The 11,298-nt window shown below is 62.6% G+C and carries 13 protein-coding genes; 7 read left to right on the forward strand and 6 right to left on the reverse strand.

Going from position 1 to position 11,298, the window contains the following annotated elements:
• Positions 1–57 precede the first annotated feature (57 nt).
• On the forward strand, positions 58–681 hold the full coding sequence (locus WIR04_RS18810; protein WP_338888972.1) for a PepSY-associated TM helix domain-containing protein: 624 nt from the start codon (positions 58–60) through the stop codon (positions 679–681).
• A 172-nt stretch (positions 682–853) separates the two neighbouring features.
• Positions 854–1,891, forward strand: a complete 1,038-nt coding sequence (locus tag WIR04_RS18815; RefSeq protein ID WP_338888974.1) for an acyltransferase family protein — start codon at positions 854–856, stop codon at positions 1,889–1,891.
• Here WIR04_RS18815 and WIR04_RS18820 read toward each other — a convergent pair.
• Positions 1,863–2,240: a winged helix-turn-helix transcriptional regulator gene (locus WIR04_RS18820; RefSeq protein WP_168236290.1), complete on the reverse strand. Its 378-nt coding sequence runs from the start codon at positions 2,238–2,240 to the stop codon at positions 1,863–1,865. The genes WIR04_RS18815 and WIR04_RS18820 overlap by 29 nt on opposite strands.
• 119 nt (positions 2,241–2,359) lie before the next feature.
• Here WIR04_RS18820 and WIR04_RS18825 point away from each other — a divergent pair, with 119 nt between their 5' ends.
• The gene (locus WIR04_RS18825) at positions 2,360–2,665 is read left to right on the forward strand and encodes a monooxygenase (RefSeq protein WP_338888978.1); all 306 of its coding nucleotides are present in this window, start codon (positions 2,360–2,362) and stop codon (positions 2,663–2,665) included.
• 19 nt (positions 2,666–2,684) lie between these two features.
• Here the strand turns inward: WIR04_RS18825 and WIR04_RS18830 are convergent, their stop codons facing one another.
• Positions 2,685–3,281, reverse strand: a complete 597-nt coding sequence (locus tag WIR04_RS18830; RefSeq protein WP_338892646.1) for an outer membrane beta-barrel protein — start codon at positions 3,279–3,281, stop codon at positions 2,685–2,687.
• A gap of 243 nt (positions 3,282–3,524) precedes the next feature.
• Between WIR04_RS18830 and WIR04_RS18835 the strand changes: the two genes are divergently transcribed.
• On the forward strand, positions 3,525–4,163 hold the full coding sequence (locus WIR04_RS18835) for an exopolysaccharide biosynthesis protein (protein ID WP_338888980.1): 639 nt from the start codon (positions 3,525–3,527) through the stop codon (positions 4,161–4,163).
• A 112-nt stretch (positions 4,164–4,275) separates the two neighbouring features.
• Here WIR04_RS18835 and WIR04_RS18840 read toward each other — a convergent pair whose 3' ends face one another.
• Complete coding sequence (locus WIR04_RS18840) at positions 4,276–5,166, reverse strand: sensor domain-containing diguanylate cyclase (RefSeq protein WP_025325482.1); 891 nt, start codon at positions 5,164–5,166, stop codon at positions 4,276–4,278.
• A gap of 163 nt (positions 5,167–5,329) precedes the next feature.
• Here WIR04_RS18840 and WIR04_RS18845 point away from each other — a divergent pair, with 163 nt between their 5' ends.
• Complete coding sequence (locus WIR04_RS18845; RefSeq protein WP_338888983.1) at positions 5,330–5,746, forward strand: GNAT family N-acetyltransferase; 417 nt, start codon at positions 5,330–5,332, stop codon at positions 5,744–5,746.
• A gap of 122 nt (positions 5,747–5,868) precedes the next feature.
• Here WIR04_RS18845 and WIR04_RS18850 read toward each other — a convergent pair whose 3' ends face one another.
• Positions 5,869–6,456 carry a penicillin-binding protein activator LpoB gene (locus WIR04_RS18850; RefSeq protein WP_171276978.1) on the reverse strand — a complete coding sequence of 196 codons (588 nt, stop codon included), beginning with the start codon at positions 6,454–6,456 and terminating at the stop codon, positions 5,869–5,871.
• Positions 6,457–6,680: 224 nt separating this feature from the next.
• On the opposite strand from WIR04_RS18850, the gene WIR04_RS18855 reads away from it, so the two are divergent.
• Together WIR04_RS18855 and WIR04_RS18860 are read left to right on the forward strand one after the other, a co-directional pair.
• Positions 6,681–7,316, forward strand: coding sequence for a Vat family streptogramin A O-acetyltransferase (locus WIR04_RS18855; RefSeq protein WP_338888987.1), 636 nt, complete (start codon positions 6,681–6,683; stop codon positions 7,314–7,316).
• Between the two features lie 205 nt (positions 7,317–7,521).
• Positions 7,522–8,571 carry a ParA family protein gene (locus tag WIR04_RS18860; RefSeq protein WP_338888989.1) on the forward strand — a complete coding sequence of 350 codons (1,050 nt, stop codon included), beginning with the start codon at positions 7,522–7,524 and terminating at the stop codon, positions 8,569–8,571.
• 661 nt (positions 8,572–9,232) lie between these two features.
• On the opposite strand, the gene thiH is transcribed toward WIR04_RS18860, so the two are convergent.
• Positions 9,233–10,498 (reverse strand): 2-iminoacetate synthase ThiH, encoded by a 1,266-nt coding sequence (thiH, locus tag WIR04_RS18865; protein WP_338888990.1) that lies wholly within the window; start codon positions 10,496–10,498, stop codon positions 9,233–9,235.
• Between the two features lie 32 nt (positions 10,499–10,530).
• Positions 10,531–11,298 (reverse strand): thiazole synthase, encoded by a 768-nt coding sequence (locus WIR04_RS18870; RefSeq protein ID WP_338888991.1) that lies wholly within the window; start codon positions 11,296–11,298, stop codon positions 10,531–10,533.

The raw sequence follows: 11,298 nt of genomic DNA on the forward strand, positions 1-11,298 counted from the left end.
TTGCCCACAGCCCCACTGGCCAGCCTCTGCTGGCCAGTTTTTTTATGACGCGCCACCATGAAAAAACCCAAGAGACTCCCCCTTCACAACAACAAGTGGGTGCGCCGCATCCACGCCTGGGCGGGCTTTGCCACCCTCACCCTGATGCTGCTCTACGGCCTGACCGGCCTCTGGCTCCAGCACAGGGCCGTGCTGCCCCTGCCCGGCCCCCACACCGAAAAGTCGAGCGAGGAGATAACGCTGGCCGCGCCGCTGGCGAGCCCTGACGCACTGAAAGCCCTGCTGCAACAGCACTACCCCGAGGGCTTGGAGGAGGGGCGGCTCAGCATCACCCCGGCCCGGACCCTGCCCACCCCCACAGGCCCCCTCACCCTGCCGGCCAAATGGGAGCTGCGCGGCGTTACCCTCCGCCAGAGCCTGGCCGCCAGCTATGTGGAAGGCACCCTGCTGGTGCAGACCGAGCTACAACGGGCCAACGTCGCCGCCAGCCTCAACCGGCTGCATCGCGGCATGGGTACCGGCCTGGCCTGGCAGCTGGTCGGCGATCTGGCGGCGCTGGCCATGCTGCTGCTGGCTCTCACCAGTCTGCTGATGTGGAACAAGCTGCACGGCCCGGCCGGCCGTGGCATAGCCCTGCTGCTGACGGGCGCCATCGCGACGGTGCTGGTCGCCCTGCTCTAGGGCTTTACCGACACCAGAACGGGATCCGGCTCCCACCCGGGGTAACCCTGCCCTCCCCCAGGGTAACAAAGAGTAACCGGCCACCGATGGGGGTCACAGTTGGCGACCTCCTGGCTGGAAGAGCCATGTAGCCGGCTGCTAGGGTGCCGGGTTTCAGCCGTCGGAAACCATAATGCGCATCTCCAGCATCGAGTGCGGGCGAGTCCTGGCCATTCTGGCCGTGATGACCATTCACCTCTCCCCCTTCAGCAATCCGTTCGATCCCACCCTCTGGGACGGCACCCCCTACCTCTGGCTCGGGGCCATCATCAACCAGCTCTGCCGCTTCGCGGTGCCGCTCTTCTTCCTGTGCGCCGGCTACTTCCTGCAACCCGCCCTGGCCGCAGGCAAGCCGATGGCGGTGGCGCTGCGCTACTGCCGCCCCCTGCTGGGGCTCTGGCTGGCCTGGAGCCTGCTCTATCTGCTGGTGCCCTTCAACCCGGTCGCCGCTGTGCAGCAGGGTTATCTGGCCAGCATGGAGAGCCAGTGGCAGATGCAGCTGGGGGATCCCCTCAACGCCTGGTGGGTGGGCGGCATGATCCACCTCTGGTTCCTGCCCGCCCTGATGCTGGCCGTCCTGCTGCTGGCCCTCTGCTGGCGGGTCAGGCTGCCCCGACTGGCCCTGGTGGCGGGGGCGCTGCTCTACGGGCTTGCCCTGATCGGCGGCTCCTATGGCTCGCTGCTGCCGGGGGGCGAGTGGGCCCTGCTGACCCGCAACGGCCCCTTCTTCTCGCTCCTGTTCGTGGCGCTCGGCACCGAGCTGCGGGCCCGCGCCTGGCGGCCGGACGAGAGGCGCTGCGCCTTGCTGATGGTGGCGGGGGTGGGTTTCTATGCCCTGGAGGCTGCGGGCCTGCTGCGTTTCGCCGCCGTGCCCCTCAACCGTCACGACTTCCTGCTGGGCTCCCTGCCCTGGGCGCTCGGCCTCTTCGGCCTGCTGCTGGCCAATCCAAACTGGGGCAAGGGCAGCTGGCTGGAACGCCAGGCCCCCAAAGTGCTGGGTCTCTACTGCCTGCACATGATGCTGGTGGTCTGGCTGATGGTGTTCGGCCCCCAGGGCAAGCTGCCGTGGTGGGAGCTCGTCAAGGTGCCAGTGCTGCTGACGCTCTCCCTGCTCGCCTGTCGACTGCTGGCGACGAACCGGATCAGTGGCTGGCTGCTGCGGGCTCGCTGAGGGGGCTAGCGCTGGCCGCTGCGGATCCGCCCTCCCCGGCCAGCAGGTCGGCGTGGGCAAGGGCGAAGTCGTGCATCTGTTGCAGCAGGGGGAGAAGGGCTACCCCGAGCGGGCTCAGGGCGTATTCGACCCGAGGCGGGACCTCGGGATAAAGAGTGCGCAGGATGACGCCGTCCGCCTCCAGCTCCTTGAGCTGGGCGGTCAGCACCTTCTGGCTCACCTCGGGCAGGCAGCGGCGCAGGTCGCCAAAGCGCAGGGTCTGGGCGCGCAGATGAAACAGGATGGCCGGTTTCCATTTACCGGCGAGCAGGCGCAGCACCTGATAGGCGGGGCAAGGGAGTGGGGACAAGGGATGGCTCGTGACTGGTTACTTTGGGGTAACTATGCCACCAAAATGTGCCTTCTTGCAGTCAAAATGCCGGCTTCCTATGATGCGGACTCCGTCATTCAACGCCCAAGAGGTTCATCATGCCCAGCCTGCTGCAGATCCATTTCACCTTCCCCGCCGAGATGATGGGGCCGGCCCTCACCGCCGCCGCCCTGCCGCTGGCCGAGTCCATCACCCGGGAGCCGGGCTTCATCTCCAAGATCTGGACCGAGAATCCGCGCACCGGCGAGGCGGGCGGCATCTATCTGTTCGAGGATGAGGAGAGCGCCCTCGCCTACGCCACCATGCACGAGCAGCGGGTGCTCGCCATGGGCGCCGGCGCGGTGCAGTTCAAGGTATTCGACGTCAACGAGCCCCTGAGCCGCATCACCAAGGGCATCCCATAAACCGGCCCGGAAAGCGGGCTCAGAACCTCAGGGTCAAGCCGATATTGGCCTGCCACTGGGTGAGCAGATCCCCCCGCACTCTGAAGGCGCAGACCTCGGGGTTGCAGAGAAAGGCGCTGTCGTCATTGAGCAGGGAGCCGTAGCCGCGCACCTCGGCCCGCAGCGCCAGATGTTCCCCCAGGCGCGGCTGCACCCCGAGCGCCAGGGACATGGAGGGGGCCGTCTCGCTGTCGTAGGCATCGAAGCGGGTCACCCCGATCCCGGCACCCAGATAGGGCGCCATCAGGTTGTCCGAGAGGGTGAGGGCCCCGGCGAAGTGCAGGGTATCCACCCTCAGCCTGTCAGGCTGATCCGGGGAGATGGGGGTGGACTGATGGCTGTAGAGCAGCTCCACCATGCCGGGATCATCCACCTCCCGGCTGATGAAGAGGCCCCAGTTGCCCGAGCTCTCCCCTTGCAGCGAGTCGATGCCGGTCGAGTTCGGCGTGGGGGCAGGTTCATCCATGGCCTCGAAGTCGATGGAGGAGCTGTATCCCAGGAAAGGGGTCAGTTGCCAACCCGAGGTGGCAGGCTCGGCCGCCCAGGCCGTCAGCGGCAAGCCCAGTCCCAGCAGCATCATAGTCGCTCGCGTCACGCTCTTCTCCCTGGTTGCATGGATGGCGTCAAAAGCATATCAGAGCCTATTCCATCCGACCCTTGACGGAGGCTGTATCGCCCCATTTTGGCGACCCGCCCCCCTTCCCTGCCCTCGATTTCCATCAAAGCTTGCGCCGGCTCACATTATTCATCTGGGATTAACCTCTGCCACGTAAGCTGACGGCGCCACAGCGGTGGCGTCAACAGGACGAGGATCTCAGGAATGGTTGCCGCGCAACTCAACGACCCACAAAGCACGCTCTCCGATACCCTGCGGGCCACCGCCCACGCCATCGAGGAGAGCCACATCAGCCTGCGCCAGATGCTGGCTCTGGTGGGGGAACAGGGCATGCTGCTGTTTTGCGTGCTGCTCACCGTTCCCTTCCTGTTGCCGGTCTCCATCCCCGGCGTCAGCACGCCCTTTGGCCTCTTGATCCTCTTTATCGGCATCGGCATCACCCTCAACCGGGTGCCCTGGCTGCCCGCCGTCCTGATGGAGCGCCGCTTCGCCGCCGAGCACATCAAACCGGCCCTGCACAAGGGGGCCGATCTGCTGGCCCGCATCGATCGTCTCATCCGGCCGCGCCTGCTGATCCTGACCGGCAGCTACGCCATCAATCGCTGCAACGGCCTGCTGATCATGCTGGCGGCCCTGCTGCTGATGCTGCCGCTCGGCGCCATTCCCTTCACCAACGCCATGCCCGCCTGGGCCATACTGCTGCTGGCCATTGGCATGCTGCAACGGGACGGTCTCTTCGTCGCCCTCGGCTATGCCCTGGTCAGCGCCACCCTGGTCTGGTTCAGCGTGCTGGCCATAGGCCTGCTGATGGCGGGTCAGAACATCTCGACGCTGTTTGGCTAAGGCCCTGCGGCAGACAAGCGCTAAGGCGACACTTTGGCCAAGGCCGGGTAGCGACAGATAACAAAGAGGGCGACACAGGGTCGCCCTCGTTCGTTGCAGGCCAGGGCACTTTTCAGGGATCCCCGTCGTGGGCCACCTGGTTGCGCCCGCCCCGCTTGGCCCGATAAAGCCACTCGTCCGCCCGGGCCAGCACTGTGCCGAGATCTTCCCCCGGCCGGATCAGGGTGGTGCCCAGACTCACTGTGACGGGGGCCGGATCCGGCGCCATGGCCGCCACAGCGGCGCGGATCCGCTCCGCCACCTTCAGCAATATCCCCTCGTCTATCTGCGGCAGCAGGATCAGAAACTCCTCGCCGCCGCTGCGCACGAACAGATCCTCCCCCCGCAACTGGGCCGACACGCAGTCGCAGACGCGACACAGCACCCTGTCCCCGGCCTGGTGGCCGTAGCGATCGTTGATCTGCTTGAAGTGATCGAGATCCAGCATGATAAGGCCGGTGAGCGGCTGGCCCTGCACCCTCTGGTGATATTGATCGAAGAAGAAGTGGCGATTGTAGAGGCCGGTCAGCTGATCCGTCTCGCCGAGCCGCTTGAGCCGCAGTTGCAGCTCGTGCTGGCGGGTGATGTTGCGGGTCATCCAGGCCACCGCCCGCTTGCCGTCGTAGAGGGAGGGCAGTGGCGCTATCTTGCCCTCGAAGCGCTGCATCCCCTGGGGGCCCGCCTCGGCATCTATGCCCTCCACCTCGGCGGGGGAGAGATCGTACTCCACCACCTGCACCTGGCCGCCGGCCAGGGCGCGCGCCACCTGCTCCATCACCCAGAACGCCTTGTCTGCCGGCAGCACATCGAACAACCGCTTGCCGATCAGGGGGTTGCCATCCTGATATGACTGCTGCTCCACCCCGCCTATGTACTCGATGTAGTGACCATCTTCACTGAGGATGAAGACGGGGTCGGGCAACTGGGTCATCACTTCATAGAGTTGTGCCACTGAGAGAGCCATAGGTGCTCCTTTTTATCTGCGGGGAGGGCCCTGTGTCGTCTGTTATACACGACCCGTTCAGTATCGCATACGGCCAGAATGCCGTGGCAAACCGCCGCCAGCCTTGACCTGGTCGATGCCGTTTGGATATTAATGGGATTTGCCTGCCCCAGGAGGCCCCTAGATGAAACTCACCCCACCCCTGCCCCCCATTGAGCGGGATCTCGACGCCCTGCGCATCGGCCTGTCGGGCTACAACCAGGCGGTTGCCGGCAGCCATCTGCGCGAGCAGGTAGCCAGCTTTATCAAGGATGAACAGGGGCTTGTGCTGGGCGGCATCCTCGCCGACATCAAGTGGGGCTGGCTGCACATCGACTGGCTCTGGATAGACGAGCGCATTCGCAAGGAGGGCTGGGGCGGCCGCCTGCTCACCACCATGGAGCAGTATGCCGGGAGCAAGGGCATCACCAATATCCATCTGGAAACCACCAGTTTCCAGGCGCTGCCCTTCTACCAGAAGCAGGGCTACACCGTCTTCGGCGAGCTGCCGGACATGCCGCCCGGGCATATCACCTACTTTCTGAAGAAACGGCGGGACTAGGGCACTAGGGGGCGCCGAGAGCCAAGGGGCGTGCCTTGCCCTTCCCCAGGGCTCCGATGCCTTGATACGAAAACGCCATCGAGAGGGGCTCGATGGCGTTTTCGGTGGCCGGGATGGCGGGATCAGCGGCTGGCGGAGCGGCTCCCGCTCCAGAGCAGCTCGCCGCTCTTCAGATCCATCAGGCTCATGGCGAGGCGGTAGCGGCTCCCCTCGGAGAGAAGATCCCCGTAGAGCATGTAACCGGCCCCGGTCTGGCGACCCAGACGCACCAAAGAGGCGGGGTTCATGCCCCCCTGCTGGTACTCGAGCTGACCCGTGATGGCCGCCACCTGGCCGGGATCGGCGAAGCGAAAGCCGCTGTTTGCCTGAATGCGCTGGCTCATGGCCACCGCCATGGGCTGGGTACTGAAGGGTTCACCCGTGCCGTTCTGGGGCGCCATCAGCAGCAGCACAGGGCTGCCATCCTGGCTCAACGCCTGCACCTCGGGGGCCTTCAGAAAGGCATCCGCCATGGCGAGCGCCAGCCCGGTCGGGGCCACGGGTTCGGGCGCAGGCACAGGCTCTGCCTTGTCGGGCTCGGCCACCGGTTTCTGTGGCTGGCTCACCGGTTTGTCCGGCTCGCCGACCGGCGCCGGGGTGCTTCCATAGGGATTGACCGCACAGCCGCCCAGCAAGAGGGCACCCACCATCAACAAGGAACGCAGCTTCATCTTTTCTCTCCACCAGAAGTCCGCAGGACGGACTTCGCCAAAAGCCCGTGGGGGCGGAGCACCAGCCCCGCATCCCTCCCATGCTAGAGACAAACCGGCCCCGGGTCGATGCGCACATGGGCCGGGGGCGACAAAGGCTGGCGAACCGGGGCGTACAAAAAGGTGGCAAGGGTCCTTCCGGTTCCGTTAGGGTAGCTTGAGCCCAGACCCCAGAGGAGCACCCCATGCACGGACCCGACCCCGCCAATCCCCACCCCATGAAGGGCTTCCCCCAGCTGTGCTTTATCAAGAACACCATCAAGGGACCCAATATCGAGGTGGGCGACTACAGCTACTACGACGACCCGGAGGATTCCGCAGGCTTCGAGCGCAACGTCCTTTATCACTTCCCCTTCATCGGCGACAAACTCATCATTGGCAAGTTCTGCGCCATCGCCCGCGGGGTCAAGTTCATCATGAACGGCGCCAACCACCAGAGCTCCGGCTTCTCCACCTACCCCTTCTTTATCTTCGGCAATGGCTGGGAGAGCGCCGCCCCCGCGCCGGGCAGCCTGCCCTACAAAGGGGATACGGTGATTGGCAACGATGTCTGGATTGGCTACGAGGCCCTGATCATGCCGGGCGTCAAGGTCGGCAACGGCGCCATCATCGCCGCCCGCTCCGTGGTCACCGGTGACGTACCCGACTACGCCATCGTCGGCGGCAACCCCGCCAAGCTGATCCGCTACCGCTTCGACGACGACACCATAGCCCGCCTCAACGCCCTCGCCTGGTGGAACTGGCCAGTGGAGCAGATTAGTCGAAATTTAAAGCTGATTGGCGGCGGGGATATTGCGGAGTTGGAGAGGGTGTGTTTATAAAGGGTTAGCGAATGTATAAGCATCTGACTGATATAACTGCTGCGGCATCTCACACCTTTGAACTCAAACGCTTTAGACAAAACCTAGGCAGATGTACACTGGCCCACAAGATATGATAAGTGCCTTGACGGCTTTATTATAACGATGTCTTTTTGTTAGTTTTTAAATGTGAACTTTTATACTTAAACTATCACAGGAGAATATTATGGAAGCGTACGCCATCTGGAATAATAAAGGTGGGACAGGTAAAAGCACAGTCACATTCCATGTCGCATCAAGATTTGCGGAGTTACACCCTGAAAGGAAAGTATTAGTAATTGATCTGTGCCCACAAGCCAATAGCTCAATGTTAATTCTCGGCGGGGGTGTCGGGGGTGAAAATGAAGTTCTCACATTGTGTTCAATGGCAACACCCAAGAGTGTCGTAGGATATATAAGCGATGCAATTTTAAGCAGGACGGTCCCTGATATAAAAAACTTCTACATTCAGGTATCAACAAAAAATGTAATGATGCCTGATAATCTTTATCTTCTGAGTGGAGATGGAAATCTAGAGCTCATGGCACCAGCAATAACAGAGGAGGCTGGTCGTACACCAATCCCCGGCCTGGGGGATCCTTGGAAATGGGTTCATGAGATATTCCAAAGATTAGTATCTAGTCTTGATCAGGATGAGTGGACTGTATTTTTCGACACGAATCCTTCATTCTCTATCTATACGGAGCTCGCAATTTGTGGGGCATCAAGGTTACTTGTCCCAATGAATGCCGATGATTCGTCAAGAGTCGCAGTAAAAGCACTCTTTGCATTGATATATGGAACAGTACAACCACATCCATTCTTTGGGAATTATACATTTGCTGCGAAAGCGAGCCAAAGAAAAATTCCTCTCCCTAAAGTTCACCTAGCTATTGGAAATAGATTCACTCAATTTAAAGGTGCTGCCGCAGCTTTCGCTGCATTTTCTGAAGCAACTGCAGATCAACTGTACAATGAATATATTGCAGACCCAACAAGATTCTCTCCACATGCTATTGCGGCAACATCCAAAGCAGACTTTTTATCAAAATATGTTGCTGAATTACGCGACTTTAATACAGCTGGTGTAGTGGCTGCTCATCATGGCACACCATTATCTAGAATGAGGCAAGACTACTATTCTGTTCACAGCGACCCTGATGTAAAAGTGAACAAAGCTCAGATCAATCTAGGCTTGAGCGCTATAGACAAGGTAGTAAATAACATAACTCCATAATCTGTTCGCTACTATAGTGCTGTAACCGTAAGGTGCAATGAACGAAGTGAATTGCACCTCTATATTCCCAACCACAAGATGCCAAAAGCGGTGCAATGCGCTCCGCTTATTGCACCCTACGACTACGCCCCTGAGGTTATGGCGGGCACGGTGTTGGTTCCCCCTTCAATCCGCCGAGGGAAAGGGGCAAGGTCAGGAGCGCCATCAGGGATGATGGCGCAGACGCAGCCGGCACAGGGATGTGCCGTCTGCGGCGGTCCGTCCGACCTTACACCTGACCCGAGGGAAACCGCGTAGCGGTCGGATTGGCGGGGGTGGCCTTTCTTTTGGTGACTTTTCTTTGGCCACGCAAAGAAAAGTTACTCGCCCAAGCCCGAAGGGCGGGCGAAACCCCTTCGAGGCCAGCGGCCTCGCGTCCTGCGCGGCAAGGCCGTGCCACCACACAACGGCTCCTGCCGCCAACACCATACCTCGGAACGGACGATTACGCCTACCGGCTAATCGACCCTACGACGGTGCGCCATAGCAGCCGCATCAAGACCCCTCCCCAGCCCTCCCCTTCGCAGGGGAGGGAGCCAAGGTATCGGCACCAGCAAGGAGCGCGGCCGAACAGCGCCCAACCATGCCGGATGCCACCGGCAAAGGGGGGGGCTGGCCGCCCCTATCGGCCCAGGAAGGGTTCCCAGTCCTTAAACACCGGCTGTAACCCCGCCTGCCGCACGGCAGCTGCTACCTCACCGAGGGACCTGTCGTCGTGGATGGCAAACTGCTCCAGCTCCTCTTTATCCCCTTCTGCATAGCCGCCGGGCTGGGTGCGCGATTCCGCCGACATCTGGGTGATGCCAAGGCGCAGGGCGCCGTTGCGAAACGCAGGGGATTCCCGGGTCGAGAGGGACAGATCCAGGGTCGGCGAGAAGAGGCGCCAGGCACAGATAAGCTGCACCAGCTGGCGGTCCGACATGGTCACCTCGGGCTCCAGCCCCCCGGTGCAGGGGCGCAGGCGCGGGAAGGAGAGGGAATAGCGGCTCTGCCAGTGGTGACGCTCAAGCCAGCTCAGGTGTTCGGCGACAAAATAGCTGTCGGCACGCCAGTCCGGTGACAGACCGATCAGTGCGCCGAGGCCAATCTTGTCGATACCGGCGCGCCCCAGCCGGTCCGGAGTGGCGAGGCGCCACTCGATGTCCTGCTTGTTGCCGCGCAGGTGATGGCGGGCGTAGGCGGGGGCGTGATAGGTCTCCTGATAGACCATGACCGCATCGAGGCCCAGGGTTTTCAGCTCGGCGTATTCGGCCTCGGACAACGGCTGTACCTCCATCCCGACCGTGCTGAAGTGGCGGCGAATGATGGGCATCATCTCGCGAAAATAGGCCATGCCCACCTTTGTCTCGTGCTCGCCGGTCACCAGCAGCACGCTGTCGAAGCCGCGCGCCTTGAGGGCCAGGCACTCGCGCTCAATCTCTTCGCTGCTCAGGGTCTTGCGCTTCAAGCGATTGCTCATGGAGAAGCCGCAGTAGGTGCAGTCGTTGGCGCACAGGTTAGACAGATAGAGGGGCACGTAGAAACCCACCGTATTGCCGAAACGCTGGCGGGTGAGGCGCTCCGCCAGCTCCGCCATCCGGGGCAGGAAGGGCTCGGCGGCCGGGGAGATCAGCGCCATAAAGTCCTGCAGGGTGCGCCGTGGATTGGCCAGCGCCCGCTCCACGTCCCGGGCCGTCTTGGCGCGGATACTCATGCCCACATGGTCCCACTCCAGCTCGCGCCAGCGGTCGGCAAAATCCAACCCCCTCCCGGCCTCCCCCTTGGGAGGGGGAGGAGCGCAGGGCTCGCCCCATTCAAGAGCCGAGTCAGCCTCGCCCCTCACCCCCAGCCCCTCTCCCAAAGGGAGAGGGAGGCAAACACTTGGCTGAGCTTGTGGTACAGAACCCATAGCTGCAGCATCTATCACCTCTAAACCCTGGCTCATAACGCCCCCAGGAAATCGGTCAGGGGACTGGAAGCCTGGGCCTGGCTGCCGCGCGCCCCGAGGCCCGCCATATAGGCGCTGCGACCGGCCTCGCAGGCGAGCGCAAAGGCGCGGCCCATGGCGACAGGATCGCCGCTCACGGCAATCGCCGTGTTCACCAGCACGGCGTCGGCGCCGAGCTCGAAGGCCGCTGCCGCGTGGCTCGGCGCCCCGATCCCTGCGTCCACCACCACAGGCACCCTGGCCTGTTCGACGATGATGGAGAGGAATTCCCGGGTCACCAGCCCCTGATTGGAGCCAATGGGGGCGCCGAGCGGCATGACGGCGGCGCAGCCCACCTCTTCGAGCCGCTTGCAGAGCACGGGATCGGCGCCGCAGTAGGGCAGCACCACGAAGCCCTCCTTCACCAGCTGTTCGGCGGCCTTGAGGGTCTCTATGGGATCTGGCAGCAGGTACTTGGGATCGGGGTGGATCTCGAGCTTGAGCCAGTTCGTCCCCAGCGCCTCCCGGGCCAGGTGGGCGGCAAACACCGCCTCGGCGGCCGTCTTGGCCCCCGAGGTGTTGGGCAGCAGCTTGACCCCGAGGGCCAGCAGCGAAGTGAGGATGTCGTCGTGGCGCTTGCCGGGCTCGAGGCGCTTGATGGCCATGGTGACGAGCTGGGAGCCGCTCGCCGCTATGGCGGCCGCCATCAGCTCGGGGTGGGCAAACTTGCCGGTGCCGGTAAAGAGGCGCGATGAAAAGGTGTGATTGGCAATGGTCAGCAT

The sequence above is a fragment of the Aeromonas rivipollensis genome, from assembly GCF_037811135.1.
Taxonomy (GTDB): Bacteria; Pseudomonadota; Gammaproteobacteria; order Enterobacterales; family Aeromonadaceae; genus Aeromonas; species Aeromonas rivipollensis.

Excerpts from the sequence above, each read along its gene's own strand:
- WIR04_RS18870 (WP_338888991.1), bottom strand. The coding sequence starts at position 11,298 with ATGCTGACCATTGCCAATCACACCTTTTCATCGCGCCTCTTTACCGGC.
- WIR04_RS18860 (WP_338888989.1), top strand. The coding sequence starts at position 7,522 with ATGGAAGCGTACGCCATCTGGAATAATAAAGGTGGGACAGGTAAAAGC.
- thiH (WP_338888990.1), bottom strand. The coding sequence starts at position 10,498 with ATGGGTTCTGTACCACAAGCTCAGCCAAGTGTTTGCCTCCCTCTCCCT.
- WIR04_RS18810 (WP_338888972.1), top strand. The coding sequence starts at position 58 with ATGAAAAAACCCAAGAGACTCCCCCTTCACAACAACAAGTGGGTGCGC.
- WIR04_RS18845 (WP_338888983.1), top strand. The coding sequence starts at position 5,330 with ATGAAACTCACCCCACCCCTGCCCCCCATTGAGCGGGATCTCGACGCC.
- WIR04_RS18840 (WP_025325482.1), bottom strand. The coding sequence starts at position 5,166 with ATGGCTCTCTCAGTGGCACAACTCTATGAAGTGATGACCCAGTTGCCC.
- WIR04_RS18850 (WP_171276978.1), bottom strand. The coding sequence starts at position 6,456 with ATGAAGCTGCGTTCCTTGTTGATGGTGGGTGCCCTCTTGCTGGGCGGC.
- WIR04_RS18825 (WP_338888978.1), top strand. The coding sequence starts at position 2,360 with ATGCCCAGCCTGCTGCAGATCCATTTCACCTTCCCCGCCGAGATGATG.
- WIR04_RS18835 (WP_338888980.1), top strand. The coding sequence starts at position 3,525 with ATGGTTGCCGCGCAACTCAACGACCCACAAAGCACGCTCTCCGATACC.
- WIR04_RS18830 (WP_338892646.1), bottom strand. The coding sequence starts at position 3,281 with ATGCTGCTGGGACTGGGCTTGCCGCTGACGGCCTGGGCGGCCGAGCCT.
- WIR04_RS18815 (WP_338888974.1), top strand. The coding sequence starts at position 854 with ATGCGCATCTCCAGCATCGAGTGCGGGCGAGTCCTGGCCATTCTGGCC.
- WIR04_RS18855 (WP_338888987.1), top strand. The coding sequence starts at position 6,681 with ATGCACGGACCCGACCCCGCCAATCCCCACCCCATGAAGGGCTTCCCC.